14 protein-coding genes and 1 tRNA gene are annotated in these 15,269 nt (G+C 42.4%); 4 read left to right on the plus strand and 11 right to left on the minus strand.

Annotated elements, in window-relative coordinates:
- The first annotated feature begins 62 nt into the window (after nt 1-62).
- A complete protein-coding gene (locus tag OCL06_RS08585) occupies nt 63-737 on the plus strand; it encodes a haloacid dehalogenase type II (protein ID WP_262993483.1) in 675 nt (224 codons plus the stop codon).
- A 30-nt stretch (nt 738-767) separates the two neighbouring features.
- Here OCL06_RS08585 and OCL06_RS08590 read toward each other — a convergent pair whose 3' ends face one another.
- A complete protein-coding gene (locus OCL06_RS08590) occupies nt 768-1,004 on the minus strand; it encodes a hypothetical protein (protein ID WP_262993485.1) in 237 nt (78 codons plus the stop codon).
- Nucleotides 1,005-1,364: 360 nt separating this feature from the next.
- Between OCL06_RS08590 and OCL06_RS08595 the strand changes: the two genes are divergently transcribed.
- Complete coding sequence (locus tag OCL06_RS08595; RefSeq protein ID WP_262993487.1) at nt 1,365-1,751, plus strand: hypothetical protein; 387 nt, start codon at nt 1,365-1,367, stop codon at nt 1,749-1,751.
- Nucleotides 1,752-1,879: 128 nt separating this feature from the next.
- Here OCL06_RS08595 and OCL06_RS08600 read toward each other — a convergent pair whose 3' ends face one another.
- The 3 genes from OCL06_RS08600 to OCL06_RS16205 form a co-directional block, all read right to left on the minus strand.
- On the minus strand, nt 1,880-2,548 hold the full coding sequence (locus OCL06_RS08600; protein WP_262993490.1) for a PEP-CTERM sorting domain-containing protein: 669 nt from the start codon (nt 2,546-2,548) through the stop codon (nt 1,880-1,882).
- A gap of 717 nt (nt 2,549-3,265) precedes the next feature.
- Nucleotides 3,266-4,300: a tyrosine-type recombinase/integrase gene (locus OCL06_RS08605; protein ID WP_262993492.1), complete on the minus strand. Its 1,035-nt coding sequence runs from the start codon at nt 4,298-4,300 to the stop codon at nt 3,266-3,268.
- Complete coding sequence (locus OCL06_RS16205; protein ID WP_373318463.1) at nt 4,301-4,534, minus strand: DUF4224 domain-containing protein; 234 nt, start codon at nt 4,532-4,534, stop codon at nt 4,301-4,303.
- Between the two features lie 853 nt (nt 4,535-5,387).
- Between OCL06_RS16205 and OCL06_RS08610 the strand changes: the two genes are divergently transcribed.
- Nucleotides 5,388-6,578, plus strand: coding sequence for a nuclease-related domain-containing protein (locus tag OCL06_RS08610; RefSeq protein WP_262993494.1), 1,191 nt, complete (start codon nt 5,388-5,390; stop codon nt 6,576-6,578).
- Nucleotides 6,579-7,032: 454 nt separating this feature from the next.
- Here the strand turns inward: OCL06_RS08610 and OCL06_RS08615 are convergent, their stop codons facing one another.
- The 3 genes from OCL06_RS08615 to OCL06_RS08625 form a co-directional block, all read right to left on the minus strand.
- Entirely contained in the window at nt 7,033-7,467 is a 435-nt protein-coding gene (locus OCL06_RS08615) for a hypothetical protein (RefSeq protein WP_262993496.1), read from the minus strand.
- Between the two features lie 444 nt (nt 7,468-7,911).
- Nucleotides 7,912-8,691: a hypothetical protein gene (locus OCL06_RS08620; RefSeq protein ID WP_262993498.1), complete on the minus strand. Its 780-nt coding sequence runs from the start codon at nt 8,689-8,691 to the stop codon at nt 7,912-7,914.
- Nucleotides 8,692-8,954: 263 nt separating this feature from the next.
- Entirely contained in the window at nt 8,955-9,824 is an 870-nt protein-coding gene (locus OCL06_RS08625) for a phage integrase N-terminal domain-containing protein (protein WP_262993501.1), read from the minus strand.
- A gap of 669 nt (nt 9,825-10,493) precedes the next feature.
- Here OCL06_RS08625 and OCL06_RS08630 point away from each other — a divergent pair.
- Nucleotides 10,494-11,303, plus strand: coding sequence for a hypothetical protein (locus OCL06_RS08630; protein ID WP_262993503.1), 810 nt, complete (start codon nt 10,494-10,496; stop codon nt 11,301-11,303).
- 299 nt (nt 11,304-11,602) lie between these two features.
- On the opposite strand, the gene OCL06_RS08635 is transcribed toward OCL06_RS08630, so the two are convergent.
- From OCL06_RS08635 to OCL06_RS08650, 4 genes are all read right to left on the minus strand, one after another.
- Nucleotides 11,603-12,316 (minus strand): HEPN domain-containing protein, encoded by a 714-nt coding sequence (locus OCL06_RS08635; protein WP_262993505.1) that lies wholly within the window; start codon nt 12,314-12,316, stop codon nt 11,603-11,605.
- A 2-nt stretch (nt 12,317-12,318) separates the two neighbouring features.
- A complete protein-coding gene (locus OCL06_RS08640) occupies nt 12,319-13,419 on the minus strand; it encodes a DUF262 domain-containing protein (protein ID WP_262993507.1) in 1,101 nt (366 codons plus the stop codon).
- A 176-nt stretch (nt 13,420-13,595) separates the two neighbouring features.
- Complete coding sequence (locus OCL06_RS08645; protein WP_262993509.1) at nt 13,596-14,903, minus strand: replication initiation protein; 1,308 nt, start codon at nt 14,901-14,903, stop codon at nt 13,596-13,598.
- 274 nt (nt 14,904-15,177) lie between these two features.
- Nucleotides 15,178-15,253: transfer RNA gene (locus OCL06_RS08650), tRNA-Phe, on the minus strand.
- Between the last annotated feature and the right edge of the window lie 16 nt (nt 15,254-15,269).

Below are 15,269 nucleotides of genomic sequence, written 5' to 3' on the forward strand. Positions count from 1 at the left end.
CAGTGATCTGACATCCGTCGCCACCGTTATGAAATTACCCTGTTCAATAATATTGAGTTGCTATGATCCGTAAACCTCAGACCCTGTTCTTTGATGTCAACGAAACCCTGCTGGACATGAATGCTGTGCGCGAAGCCGTCGGTAATGCGCTTGGCGATGAAAATCTGGTACCCGTTTGGTTTTCCACGCTACTGCATTATTCGCTGGTAGAAATGGCCACCGACAGCTTTCACGACTTCGCCGAAATCGGCGCCGCGGCGCTGGTGATGACGGCGAACGCTAACGGCAAGACGCTTGAACTAGCTGACGCGCAAGACATTATCACCGAACCGATGACGAGCCTGCCACCCCACGAGGACGTAGCGGAGGGACTAGAGGCATTACGTAACGAAGGCTTTCAGTTAGTGGCGCTGTCCAATTCCGCCGCCCAAGGGTTGGATAAGCAGCTGCGCTACGCCGGGGTTTATACGCAATTTGATAAGGTATTAAGTGTGCAGAATATTCGCACTTACAAGCCCTACCCCAAAGTGTATGAATGGGCAATGGAGCAAGCTGGCGTGACGCCCTCGCAGGCGATGATGATTGCCGCTCATGGGTGGGATATTATGGGCGCCGCTGCATGTGGCATGCAAACGGCGTTTGTTTCACGGCCGGGTAAAATGCCGTATCCGCTGGCGCCTGCCCCCAATCTGGAGGTAGCAAGCCTGCCAGAGTTACTGACCAAGCTCACTGTGTGAGCGCACCACCCGGCTTCAGGTCTGACTGACTTAGTTAGTGGTCAGGCCTTTCGACGAACAAGAACGTTTCTTGCTTTCCAGTGCTTTTAACTGCTTTTTGAGCCACTCGCCCTGAATAGAAGATTTGGTTTCTTTCAGCTCTTTGCTCACCCGGCTAATTTCTTTATTCACGCCACTACAGGCACCCGGCGACGGGTTGAAAGTGTTGGCAAATAGCGACGGTGAAGCGACCAGCATACCAATCGCGAGTAGAGTACGTGATTTCATAAATGCCCCCATGCATTTCCATATTATTTAATTTTGCGACAACGGAGAACCTAGTGTGGATGTGTCGCATTCAATAGCGTGACTATAGCATTCCGTGCTGTGTTGACAGGTGCCTGATGACATACCTAAGAATGATTTGTCACTCACTTTTTGCCATTCATAAGCGCCAACTGCCGAGCAGGATCACCGCTGTTGATGCGAACACAAGGTGCGGCTTTTGCAAGGCTCTTGCCAGATACGCTGCGTTGCTGAAAACACACCGGCGGCCAGTGACCTGGCAGTGCTACCGAAAACACAGAACTCGGGCTACACTACTGTGAACTTTGTGGCTTTAGCTTAACTTTAACAAGAGGAAATACTATGCGCTGGATGGTGGGAATTTTTGCACTAACCCTTATGGCAGGATGTGCCACGCTGCCTACACCAACCGACGTGGACAACGCCGACTATGGTCCTTTTCCCGAAAACTATGAACAGATAGTCCGGGACTATTATCAGCAGGAACTCCGTGACCCTGATGCCACCCGCTATAAACAAATCGATGAACCGGTACGCTACTGGCTGGGCAATGAGCTGGATGACGTATATTACGGTTATCTGGTGTGCGTAACACTGAACACCAAAAACCTGTTCGGCGGCTACAAGGGCTATCAGACCGATGGGTTGATGATCCACGATGGTGAAGTGGTCAAACACGTAGAAGGCGAATGGTGGGGTAAGGAAATTTGCCCGGCGACCGCGAAGTAACTGCTTGTAAGTCTGGCACCGATTCAGTCGGTGCTTTTTATTCCCCGGATCAAAAAAGCCCCGCAAGTGCGAGGCTTTGAAGAGTGAGGTCTGCAAGTTAAGCAAAAAATCACTCTTTTGGCTCAAATTTAATTTTTTCTGCGTTTAGTCAATCCTATACCCATCAACCCGAGCCCAGCAAGGGCGATAGTTGCAGGACTCGAAACTGATACACTTGCAGGCGCTGCCGAGTAAGATACTTTTTCAAAGCCATAACCGACCTGATGATGCCTCCCGAACCTATCTGTATATTTGAAAGATAGCTGACCAGGGTTATGTTCTGGAAAAGTTAAAGTATCCGTAAACCTTAGGTGATTAAATCTTATGCCAAGCTGATCTAATCCATTACTCGTAATTTGACGAAACGCGTACTCTGAGTTACTCGAGTCGTACCTTCTCCCACCATCTTCAGTCAGTTTATTTATTTCAAAAACTGACTCAAATGTCCTGATATCAATATCGCTCATCATGGGATAATGCCCCGCCGCGTAATCATCACAGGAAAAAGTCACATACTTACTGCAATGAGTAGTTTTTTCTCCGTTATTGTGTAATACGGTAATAAACTCATGGGTATCATTGAAGGTAGCGGTAAACGTTACTAAATCACCAACCCCATTGGCTAGATAGCTTCCTTTTGCTTCTGTTATCCGGTATTGATACGTCTCAGTTATAAGAGCCGCATCTGCAGCCCCAACAAAAGCTGATACAGCTAGCAATATTGAACAACTTAGTTTTTTATTTATATTAAACTTCATAAAAAATCCGTTTTATAATTAATACAACTGCCATTTATTAGTGGCTATTAGATTAGGCTTTCAATACGCCCGTTAAAATAATATCAGTAAATTTATACGCCAATCAATTTTCCGTTGGTTAAAAGTATTAACTTGTGACGTTATTTAATTTATGAAAGTGAAAAATAAAGCACTATGTTTTCAACTCAGTCCAGCATACTGAATAAAAATCAACCACCACATTAATCTATTATCCTTTACCTCCTTTTGTGGAAAAGGAATATGTAAAATCTGTATTGAGCAAAAACCCGGCCCTTTGTCTGAACTGCAAGCACGCCCCTCGAATGAGAGGCTTTCAAGAATGGCCCTAAAGCGGGATCGCAACGTGCCAGGCACTGGCACCGACACGATGGTGCTGTTTATTCACCCGGAATAAAAAAGCCCCGCAAGTGCGAGGCTTCTAAGAATAATGCCCTGAGGCGGGTTGGTAACGCGCCACGCAGCAGCATAGCACGGCCGGTGCTTTTTATTCCCCGGATCAAAAAAGCCCCGAACATTTCTGTTCAGGGCTTCTAAGAATGGTGCCTCGACCCGGGATCGAACCAGGGACACGCGGATTTTCAATCCACCTTTTCGTGACAACAAACCATTGTTATTCCTAACCTTTCTGAAAAATATTTCCTAAAATAAATTCGCTAAAAGTTAGTGATTTATTTAGTTAAGCTAGTTTTCACTTAACTACAAAAGCTTTGGGTCTATCTTAATATTTGGCATTACGTCTTCATAACCTTTTCGGTAACTGCGCAATGTTGTTGTGGCGCTACTGTGACCCATCAGTCGCCTCGCATCTTCCAGGTTGGCACAATTAGTTGCTGCCATCGCACGAATGTCTCGCTCTTTGAAAGATTGTTTTAATTTACCTGACTTTAGTGCTTTTTGCATGCTTTTATACCACATAGTTCGAAAACCATCTGGCGTATAGGGCCTACCGTTCTGATTAGGGAAAAAGTGGCATTTCCCATGCGGCTCACGACCGCCTCTCTCATTAGCTTTGTCGAGTATATTTTCAACAAGGGCTGAAAATTCCTTTCCGGCCCTGAAACATGTTTTGTATTGAGTTTTGGATGTTTGAACAAATAAACCTACTTTATCCTTCCAGTTCTCGGATGAGAGACGGAGCATATCGCTCTGGCGCAATCCTGTGCATACCTTAAGGTCTATGTAAGTCTTCATCCAATCTGGGCAAAACTCTTTGAAAGCATTCAACTCAGACATCAGTACTAATCTGTCGCTGACGTTTTCGGGATGAAACTGCAAGTTTTGCGCTGGGTTCTCATTATGCTCAATTACCCCCCATCTTACAGCAGCTCCATACATTGAACGGAGCAACGCTACGGTTCTGTTGGCGTCAATTGGCGTGTTTCTTCGGTAGTACAAGTATGATTGGATATCCCGAGTTTTTAACTCTGCAATGTCAAAGTCTCCAAAAGCATCCAAGAGTTTTTTCGCTCTGCCGACGTTAGTTTTGTGCGTCGTTTCTGCTCGGTAAGGAGAAACTTCCAACATATAGCGATGAATCATATCGGCTACTGAAGTAGATGAATTTAATGTGTTTTCAACTAGCACATAGTATTTTTGGATCGCCTCAGACTGCTCTTTTCCTAAGTTCACATCCCCGCCAGTGGCCTGCCGTAAATAAAACGTCTGTCCCTTTTTGTTATAGTACATCCCTTGCGGCAAGTTTCGATTCACAGCATTTCTTTTTCTCGGCATTTATAACTCTCCCGTTGTCATTCGCCTTATTAGATTAGTGCGAGCGGACTCACTTTGCTTGTGCGAAGACTGGCTGTAATATCGGGATTCAATCCATTGGCGCACAACAATAGGCTTACCGATTGCGTTTAGCTCATATGGAATCTTCATTCGTATAAGCTGCTCTATCTGCTTCCCTCTTTGCTTCCTGCCCGTAATCTCTACTAGTTCTTCGCTGGTAAGGACAAAGCTCATTGTTCACCTCTCGCTATAACAAGAAACGCTCCTAAAATACGTTTCAACTTCTGTACTTTTTGTTAGGTTACAACGTATTTTTCTTAGCGAACGCGATAGAAAAAATAAAGTGGGCCAGGCTTTTACTGAGCTTGATAAATTTGTACATGTACAAATTTTTTGTCCACTCTAAACTAAAGAAGAGAGTGTCAAAAACTACATGAAAATTTTTGGCTTTAGGTTTACATTGGGAGAAAGCTTCTAATCGTTTTAGAGGCCCGGTGAGTCTTGTAAGTGACGAAGGAGAATACCGGCCTCCTTCTCCAGATACAGTGAGAATGGGCAGAACATGAATGGTAATCAATTAGTTCTATGGTGCGGGTTAACAGTTATTGTCGTATTTCTACTATACGAAACATTCATTGCGAAGCCACGCAAGAAGAAAGACGATTAGCTGTGATAACTCCTAAGCAAACTGACATCAGTGCTGCAAACGCCAGGCTTTTCGTCCATCAATTGCGTAGGTACGACCTTCCTGATCTACGGATGCCGCTTTTTCTTTTTACCTATAGCTGAAGCTCAGCACTAGGCAATCTTTCTGGCCATTTTAAATATGGTAACGACGTGTAATACGGCTATTCAGATCTTTTACCTGGGAACGTCCGATTCACCATGCAGTAATACGCGAGATTTAAATGCAACCTGAAGTAAAGGTTAAGTAAGGTTATACACATTCATATTTACCAGTATGAACAACAAGAGCGTGATAAGGCCCGACTTAGTACCAACAAGAAGTTAAAAGCTAACAGAAGCGTCAATTAAGACGCTCCCAACCTTACGCCATTTGCGCTAAGGTTTGGTGCAAGGATAAGTTATGCATATACCGAGTGAAAGAGTGAGTGCAGAAATGCGCTCGGAACAAGCATCCCTTTGGATAGTTCCAGCTAATGAAGGTACGGAAATTGCGGTGCTGTTAAAGGCACCGACTCCCTCACTAAAAGCAATAATTTCAGGATGCAAGATAGATATCCTTATTGGTTTGAAGGAAACTGTATTGTGCAGTGGTGTCCATATATATGACGTACCTGACTCTCCTTTATTAATTTCTGGTGTTCAAAGGCATCAAGAAGAGCACACTGCTCTATCGCGATTGTTAACTGAGAGAAGCTCCACTTTTTTCTTATTTAACGAAATGGACATTTGCGTTGGGTGGTCAAGCTTTTCTATTGACTCAAAATCATCTCAAGATTTTGAGTCACTAATTATTGATATAGATAGGTTATATACAGGCCCATTTGACAAAAAAGCTTCACAAATACTGGACTGCTTCTGCTTTACTCTAGATAAATCAGTGACTTATAAAAATACTACTGCTATCCCTGTAGAGTCTGCGGAGCCAGAGTTCGAGCAATGGCACTCAACGAATAATACCTTCATTCGTAGCAACGAATCGCAGTCAATTAAACTGAGCGACGAAGATGAGGGCGAGATATTTGAACGTTTAATTTGGGCAAGTCTGGTATCTGTATTTCCATTTGCACTATACAAATCTCCAATCGTAGAAATCGGGGAAGGGCAGCGAGAACTGACTGATATCCTAGCTTTCCATGAATATGGTAGCCTTCTTATTGAGGCCAAGGATATGTCTATTTTGGGCGCAGGCTTTGATAGAACGCTAGAAAGAAGGGGGAAAGGTGTCCAGAAACAAGTAAAAAAAGCAATTAAGCAGCTTGTAGGGTCATCAAAAGCCCTTAGCCGAGGTGAAAAAGTCTTTGATACTCAGGGCAATGAGATAAAACCTGAGAGAGCGCAGCCCGCACATTGTATTGTTCTTGTCACAGAACTCGACCATAGTGGTGACTGGAGTGATGTTTATATAGAAAAGATCAAAGCCGCTAAAGAAACCAAAAATTTTTTTCATGTTCTCGATTTACAAGAGTTTATAATGATTCTCAAAGGAAGTTCTGGTAGGCCCGAGGTTGTTGAATACCATCTTATAGAACGTTTTAAACTTTTTACTTCTAACGGTAGCATCAACATTAGAAGTCCACATGCGCCTAGCTAATGGCACCAAGTGCGCAGTGGCATAGTGAATTTAGCCACTTCAGAGATGCGTGCAGAATACCTGAGTTAGGCAATTTCTCTCCGTTACTTGGCTAGGTCAGTCCATTTGGATCGTGCTAGTCATCGACTGCATTTTGCTCTTTTTGTCCATTAATTCTAGATAAGTGATGGCCGTTAGGCTTGGTCTAGCTCCAATTACTGAATTCTCAGACTGTGCATGAGTCAGCACGTTAGAAATGGCGTTTACAATCGATATAGCTTTAACCTGTTTATCCCTCCATACCTTTATTTTCTGCAGAAAGCTTGCCCAGCTGAGAAGCACTCTCTACAATTTGTACATGTACAAATTTCCCGTTCTTTAATTCGCACTTCCGACTTCGAGTACCTGATTAGCATTAGCTCTCTATTTATATTGGCTTGCGGTACGCCTTCTAACTAATAACTACTCTCTAAACTTAAAATAATCTGTGAAAAAGTAGCTTGTCCAGCCAAAACTCTTCGTCATTTAGAACCCTTATATCCTGGGCACTATGCTTTGACACCCACTTGCTAGTGCCTAATACTTCAAATCGACGAATCTGATAAAGAATCTGTATTTTCACTGGTGCATCACAGCAACGTAGATTCTCAAAGCTTTGCTCTACATAACTCTTTTGAACATTAGTGGCATCAATTTCAATTGCAACCACGGGATTCCTCTGGCTGTCGAGAAGCACCCAATCAACATATGCAAACCCACTGGGGTTGGTACTTTTTTTAATCTTGTATTCTAAAATTGGAAATAATCCAGCTTCTAGAGCACGTCGACGGATGAGCTCGCCAGTTTCGTGGATTGTCATCATACCAGGTTTAAACTTTGAACTTAGGAATGGTTTATTTGCACTAATCAATGGGGCCTCTCCATAATCATTCTACAGTTAGTACGGACATTAGCGCCTAACCAGGCTGTGTGCCTTTCGTTATAAGTGGTGCTCACCGATAAGCCAAGGTTTACCGGTACTTTTCCAAGAGTCCATTAAACTGCAAGTGTTTAAACACATAACTAAAAACTAGAAGGACGCAAGTTCTCAATACAGATGCAATTATTCGCTTTTTATTGGCTGACTTTGGAAGCTGATACTCAATAAGCAGTACCGCACAATAATACACAGCCGCACAGCAAGTTGCATAAAAGATAAACACTTATTAATTTTTCGTTTTTCTGATCGCCGTTATCTTCTATTGGTACAAAAAATACTTCAATTTAATAAACGCGATAAATCTGGAAAATGAAGATGAGCACGCTACTAGCTTTCTTATTTCAGTCTTGCCCGAAGGATGTAAGTGATATCAACTTACGCGCTGGTTTGCTCGTTTTGGTAAAAGAATACAAATGACTCGCCGTCAACTTCCACCAGTATTTCAAATGCAGTGTATTCATTGATGTCTGGACTGACGCCCAGCCGAACACACTCCATATGTTGAGGTTCGACAATTGTGGGTCGTATGTAGTCATGAAGATCACGCAGCGCAGCTCTTTCCGAGTCATCAAGATCATTTAAAAGTCTATCAAATATTTCATTGGTTTTTTGTTTGTATCGGCTGAGCTTTTCAAGATCTGTGGAAGTCTTAGTGGCGATTGATGTGTATTCTAATTCGGCTACATAACTTCCACCACTTCTTACATTGACTATACCGTAATCGTAACTAGTCGTAGTATGTTGAGACGCAGCCACATTTGCTAATGTCATCAAAGCTTTAAAAAACTTGGCAGAGTATTTCTGGTAGCGATGGTGAGACGCAACAATGTCTTTCATCTCAAGTAATGTCCAAGGAGCTATCACCCCACCTTTCGTCTGAAACTTCACGGCAGACCGGTCAAACCCTATTGCCTTTTCACTATGCTCATTCACTATGCACATAGTGAAATATGGATGCGAGTTTCCGATCCTATCAGCATCGGCAAACCCCATACCGACTTCAACATAGCCCTTCCTTTCTCCCATACCATAAGCTCCGTTCTTTTTAACTATAGATTGTGAGGGCATAGGGATAGCGCTAAAACGATATGACGGCCCAGTAGCACAGGCGCTTAAAAAGCTCGAAACTAAGAGCAATAAAATCCATTTTTTCATATAAAGTCCTTTGATAACTAAATCAAATTAACGGCAAATACTTTAATCTGCAAGTGTTGGTCGGATTCATTTGAAGTCTTAAGTCGCACCGTCACCATATGGTCCCCTCTTAATAAATGAACGAACCCACTAACAAGACTTTTTGTACATGTACAAAAAGCACGGGTGGAAACTAAACACATTTCTTATTTACAGCCTCATCCCTGTCTTTTTTGTTATAGTTTTCGCGTTGAACCATACTGGCCTTCCAAAGAAGAGGGCAGCTAACTACCGATATATTGAGCAACAACGCTTAGGCGTTCGTGCCCCAATTCGCGAGATATGATTTGTCTGACATCATGATCAAGGGACTTCTGAACCGGCGACATTTCATTTCTTCTTACCCCCCCGTTTATTGGGGCTCTGCTGCCCATCAACTCTTCATATCGCATTTGGGCATAGCAGTGCCGCAAACCATGTGTTTTACTAACTCCAACCTTTGCTGTGACATATTCGAACCGTTTCATCTGCTGAACATATTTGAGGTTGTGAGGAATAAGGGAGCCCCCCTTGGCGATAGACTTCGCAAACTGTAATACTGCCCGCTGTTTGTCAGTTCTGATGTCCAAAGCTCTGGGCCTTCCTCCTTTGCACCAACTCCCTTTTAGTACAAGTTGCAGGCCTCTGTCGGCAAGTTCTGGGATTATCTTGATACATTCTTCACGGCGAAGCCCAAAAGCTTCTTGTAGAAGTAGCGAAGCCCGAATTCTTTTGTCACTTACTTTATCAAGCTCCACCCCCTTTAAATTTCTTGCTTTGGTTTCGGTAGGTATTAGTGAGCGTCGATCGATCCCAAGCTGATCATTTGACCGAGGCACAATTCCTTTTTTACCTACCTGTTCAGCCCACCAACGCAGGTGTGACATTCGATTTTTTATAGTTCCCGGTGAAAGTGCCTGGCGTTGCCAGGTACTAACTAAATGTGTGACATGCTTAGGCTTTAAACTCTTTGGCGAGCTCAGTTTGTAGCCATCATTTTTCAGTTGTCGCCCAATTTGCTGCAAAATCTTGTGTCGCGCAGCTTTTGTTCCATGCGAGCCAGCACGGGACTCGATACATAATTTATGAAGTTGATAGGTTAATGTATGTGCCAAAACCAGTACCCTTATTGATAGTGAACCGTGGAAACAAACGAAGCTCTAACTCAGTTGTTTAGTGTTTAAGGCCAATTCACTGCTTGAGTAAGACAGTGAAGTCCATTTATGGCGCGGGCCATTCGTTAGTAAGTCTGTAAGACTTTTCAGAAGCGCTAAGCTTTCTGAAACTTTCTTTATTGCTGCTGCAATCTTCAATGCGCGATGCGCGGCCACGGTGACATTTAAAGAGTGTCATTCTCTTTGTTAAGAGGTGTATTTCCTCATTGATGTAACTTTCTCCTGTTCTGCGAAACCGTCATGGTTCGCTTCGAATTTCATGGTTAGTTTAACGGTCATAACCCGTCTGTAACTTCGCAAAAAAAAAGAAAGTTTGAGCGATACCTTTACAGGATACGGGCAAGGCTGCATTAGCCGCCTCTGTCACTACCCACTACGTGATGTAGTGACAGAGGAACGTACGGTGAGCGCGCTGGTCTGCTATTACTGAGTCGAATTGTGATATAGGCGGGATTGCTTTTTTATATCTCTGTGACTGCGGGCGAACAGTACTTTGAATCTACTCACCACGCGGATGCGGTTTATAAACTTCAGATATTGCTAGCTCACTCCCTGGGCTTTAGGGTATGTTCTGTCAACAGGAAACCATATACAGCATAAGAACATGCAATGAAGTTTGTTTTCGCAGTTTTTCTTATACTCTTGTCATTAAACGCAAAAAGTTCTCTTATTGAAATAAATGCTACTGGCTACATTAGCCAAGTCGACCCAATATTCGATCCGTTAGTTTCAATTTATGAACCAGCTTCCATCACCTTCAGGTATGCGCCACTAACGGTTCAAAGGTCGAGTGAATTTGAACCAGACCGATACTTTTATTATCTGGGAATGCTGGCTTACTCATTGCAATTTGGCGATATTCAAGTAGTTGGTAACGGCGGACGTTTAGAGGTAAGTAACGACTTTACCGTGAGAAGTAATGGCCATGTAGATCGCATCATTGTGCAGAAGGGGGGCGTGGGCGATACGACTTCCGACAGCTTATTTTCCAATTTTGATATTACACATATTTCAGCAGGCTTAACTTTCTATGATTATGACGGCCAGGCTATCAACAACGGCAAGATACCAATGATCTTTCCTGAACTGTCACTATTTGAAACAATCTCGAGCACGATACAAATTAACATCGACGATGGAGAGTTCGATTGGCTGCCTATGTTTGCAAGAATGACTGTGGTAAACATTAGTTACGTCAATACCAACTCTGCACTTACTGTGAACGAACCTAGCGGGCTATTGTTAGTGTGCTTCGGTCACATTGCTCTACCACTAATGAAAACTTGGAAGCGTAACTTACAATTATTGGGCTTTATGCAGGTAATCGTATTGAAACGTTCAAAAGTAAATTTTGGCGAAAATCGCCAAAATTTTGAATCGGTTATTATGGTTGCTCATCGGTCAGAAACCTCACCATAATGACTCGTTACGGTCGATTTCATTCGCTACTGGGTTTTGCCTATGCACGTAACTGGCATTATGTTAAAAAGCGTGGGTTTTGACGCACTTTCAGGTAATGGAAATTTCAGATGGGTCATGCGAAATCTATCATCTCGAGAAAGTTTGTTTGTACATGTACCGACCCAAATGCATTGAGTTCCGCACTTGATTTATCGGCTTCCCTCTCCCTGAGTTAAGGATATACATTAGAGGACTTTCCTAAGGTTTAGGTAAATAGGTATGAATGTTAATAAATAAAACTAAAAAAGGGGTTATACTTACATTAAATCAGTTTTCCAACACTCCTCTCCACTCACAGAAACAACTTTTGAGTAAAGTACTTTATCAATCGAATGAACAAAGCGACTTATATTCTCTGAGTGCTTTTTTACATCGGAGTGAGTCAAGTCTGGTATAGGATGCTCATGAGATATTTGAGTTCGGACATCTGAAAAAGAGTTTAGTATAGACTTAAAGTCTCTTTTCCCTTTCCTTCCACACTCATCAAATATATTTAAAATCCCAAACCTATAAAAAAGATCAATTAAGTTACTCTTTGATGGATATTTTTTATCATCTATCAAATTACCGACATCCATTATACTGTTTACATCAGCATGATCCAAGAAACACTCGTTCAGGGCATTTATTTCGGATAAATTTTTTATCGTCTCTTTTTCTCCTTTCGCACGGCTGATGTAGCCTTGAAAAGTGGGAGTGAGCTTCTTAATCCTAATTAGTGAAATAAGATTCTCTGGAAGATTAAAAGCTTTTTTATCATTGATCTTGAGTAAGTATACCCAATCATCCAACACAGTCTTAACATACTGCTCAAGCGCCGCTGAAGTCTGAAATACTAAATTTCTGTATACACACTGGGCAACCTCATTTGGAACTTTATTTTTTTTTAATGACACGTACTTGGCGCTTCTAGTTAATCCACGTGCAGCGCTATCAAATTCTTTTCTGGAGAAACTTTTTTTATACGGCACACTTACAACTCTTTCTTCAGGAATTCTTGAAATGTATTTATACGATAATTTACAGATGCGGTAGCACTTGTGCCTGACGTGATAGCTGATTTAAACTTTTCCGCATTAATAAGTTCTGCATAATTCCTGAGGAAGTTATCTTTGTCTAAAGATTCCACTTGTTCCAGTGTTACCCCCAATTTTGAAACACCAACCATCACAGCATCAAACAATGCAGAATTCACATTTCTTACAGAAGGTTTTAAATCCTCGTCGATTAGTTTAAATGAAATATCGCCAAAAAGGTAATCTACAACTTCGACTGTCCTGTAGAAATTACTTTTCCATTTTAGAGATTGATCTTCATCAATATTTTGAAACTCAGAACTGAATTCATTAAGAAAACTCTTTAATGGCTTTTTATATTTTGACTGACTATATAAAAAAGCGAAATACCTTAATAAAAGCTCTGATCCCTTCATTCTCTTATCATTTCTATGCCCACTTATTCTCTTCCAAGTTTTTTCGTTGCCTAACTCATCAATTAACTTCATCAATGGACCATGGAAGACGCCATGCCTCACTTCTTGAGGATTTAGTTGAACTGCACCGGTATTGATCCTTTCGAATACATCAAATTTAATCTGAGGGTGTGTTTCTTTTAGAATTGTGATGCAGCGTAGCGTTCTATGCTGGATGTGCCTTCTAAATCTAGGGTCCAAATCTGAAAACAGAGATCCATCTAGTTCTGGATATGCTGTAAGTCCCTGGAGAGGGAACTTGTCATCTAGAAATAGATTAATTGATGTGAGTCTCTGATTACCGTCGATTACAGATAAACGCTCATCTTTCTCTTGATTAAGATATATTACCGGTATAGGACATTGGATGATAAGAGACTCTATTAGTCTAGATGCCTGTGCTCTGTTCCAGACATATTCACGTTGAAAGTCTGGAATAATTATCGCCTTCTCTTTCAATTGACTTGTCAGCGTTGCGATCGAAAAATCGTAGGTTTCGGTAAGTAACCTTCTCTTTTCTGGAGGTATGTCAACGATGGATACCTCATCGTCCGAATCTTCAATAGGAAATAGCTTATCTGCTAAACTCTTTTGCTTTGCCATGTAAAGGTATGTCCAATGTTAATTGCTTGTACCTGTTTAGAGTATCATCAAAAACGTATTCTTGCTTTTAAAGCATTCGCGTGTTTTTACTACACTCCCCGTGTGTCTATCAGCAAGATGAGAAATGGGCTAGGCTGTTGTGTAGCATCTACATTAACGCTTGATATAAAAGTACATCAATCACAACACCAGTAAAGGTAATTGTTACCTTCATGGTTGGCTTTAGTATGTCCTAAGCTTAGCGAACCGTCTGGACTCTCATTTGTTGTTATGGATTTCACTACTGTGTCCTCAGTGCTTAACCTAAGACTAGGTATCTGATGTGCACCGAATTTAACAGTTTTTCGAAAAAGTGATTTTAAAGGAATGATGTTAGAGTTCGCTGCCTGATTTATAGATGTTTTGTACTTTGCTACTGTTTGGCGAGAAAGTCCCGCGTTTTTAGCAATGTCAACGAGTGAGAGACGAGCTCCCTTCTTTAACAAGCGCTCTGCAGCATGCCGTACTTTTTCGGCAGATGAACTCGATCTGATCTCTGCGGTTCGAAGTGACGAAAGACGTCTTTTTTCCCTTGTAGAAAGATCGGAGCGAGAAAAAAGATTCATTACCCCTCTCACACGTCCGCTACCTGTGTACTTGTTCCAAGTCCAGGTGCTAATGGACTTTACGGTTGCTTTCACCTGAGAGATGGTAAGGTTGGCGTTAAATCCCCTCTCTCCAAATGTATTCTTCTCTTTCGCGTAAACTAGGAGCTCAGCCTCAAAATTAGGTAGAGTGCTATTTTTTCTGAAGTCTTTAACGATATTGTAGGCGTATCGTCGAACCTCATCAAAAAGCAGACAGTGACGAGAGGCATCGTTCGAGTAATCGACTAGCTTTGTTTCGGTAAAATAATTGGTGCATTCTAGCTCTATCGAGTCGGCGAGCTCACCTAATTCGTAAACGTGATCATGTATATCCCAGGTCCTCCATTCGGGATGTCCTGGGGTTTTGACAACTCGTTTTCCGAACGGTGTAAAAGCAGGATCGTTTCCTATTCGTTGCCCCATAGCTTTGTAAACCGACCTCATATAGTCCTGAGGATGCTTTCTCGCCTTTTCACTGGTACACACTGGAACAATGGCATAAAACAGGTGACAGCCGCCTACCGTCTGTTTTTCATCAGGCCTAGGCTTTTTTGAAACTACGATATTAGGTTCTGGTAGCCCAGCAGCCTCCCAGTAGAATTGCGGGAATATCTCTCTTGCTCGAGCGGCATTCGGATCGTCAATATCGAAGACAAGCCACGAAACCATATCTGCTCTATTCACCTGCATGTAAGGCTGGCGAACAGCGTATTCAGCAGGCTTCTGATCAACGCTTGTTTTATTATTGCTGCACCTTGGGTAATAAGGCGCTTTCTTTAGGATTCGATTAAGGTTGGACTTAGGGTCCGAATAGCCTATTTCTTCTGCGTAGTCATCTATTCTGCGTGCTGCGGTCAATTATCTTTCGACAACCGGAAATACAAACAGACTACCCTCGCCTTTCTGTGGACAAAGGGAAGCCGTTAGGCTAAATTAGCCTTAAATCTGATGTGATTTACTAATCGAAGAAAAAGTGCGCCAACACTTTCTTCTCAAAGACCGCGTTTATACGCGGTTTTTTTGTTTGCGATACCGGAAGATGTCGCCTCCAAGTTGGGGCGAATTTATTGTGGGAACGAATCGGGAAAGTAGGAATAAAAAAGCCCCGAACACTGTTCGAGGCTAGGAATAATGGTGCCTCGACCCGGGATCGAACCAGGGACACGCGGATTTTCAATCCGCTGCTCTACCAACTGAGCTATCGAGGCGAAACTGTTTGCGTTA

The organism is Alteromonas salexigens, assembly GCF_025628895.1.
GTDB classification, from domain to species: domain Bacteria; phylum Pseudomonadota; class Gammaproteobacteria; order Enterobacterales; family Alteromonadaceae; genus Alteromonas; species Alteromonas salexigens.

Bases quoted from the DNA above. Each gene is read 5' to 3' on its own strand.
- OCL06_RS08585 (WP_262993483.1), top strand. From the start codon at position 63: ATGATCCGTAAACCTCAGACCCTGTTCTTTGATGTCAACGAAACCCTG.
- OCL06_RS08590 (WP_262993485.1), bottom strand. From the start codon at position 1,004: ATGAAATCACGTACTCTACTCGCGATTGGTATGCTGGTCGCTTCACCG.
- OCL06_RS08595 (WP_262993487.1), top strand. From the start codon at position 1,365: ATGCGCTGGATGGTGGGAATTTTTGCACTAACCCTTATGGCAGGATGT.
- OCL06_RS08600 (WP_262993490.1), bottom strand. From the start codon at position 2,548: ATGAAGTTTAATATAAATAAAAAACTAAGTTGTTCAATATTGCTAGCT.
- OCL06_RS08605 (WP_262993492.1), bottom strand. From the start codon at position 4,300: ATGCCGAGAAAAAGAAATGCTGTGAATCGAAACTTGCCGCAAGGGATG.
- OCL06_RS16205 (WP_373318463.1), bottom strand. From the start codon at position 4,534: ATGAGCTTTGTCCTTACCAGCGAAGAACTAGTAGAGATTACGGGCAGG.
- OCL06_RS08610 (WP_262993494.1), top strand. From the start codon at position 5,388: ATGCATATACCGAGTGAAAGAGTGAGTGCAGAAATGCGCTCGGAACAA.
- OCL06_RS08620 (WP_262993498.1), bottom strand. From the start codon at position 8,691: ATGAAAAAATGGATTTTATTGCTCTTAGTTTCGAGCTTTTTAAGCGCC.
- OCL06_RS08630 (WP_262993503.1), top strand. From the start codon at position 10,494: ATGAAGTTTGTTTTCGCAGTTTTTCTTATACTCTTGTCATTAAACGCA.
- OCL06_RS08640 (WP_262993507.1), bottom strand. From the start codon at position 13,419: ATGGCAAAGCAAAAGAGTTTAGCAGATAAGCTATTTCCTATTGAAGAT.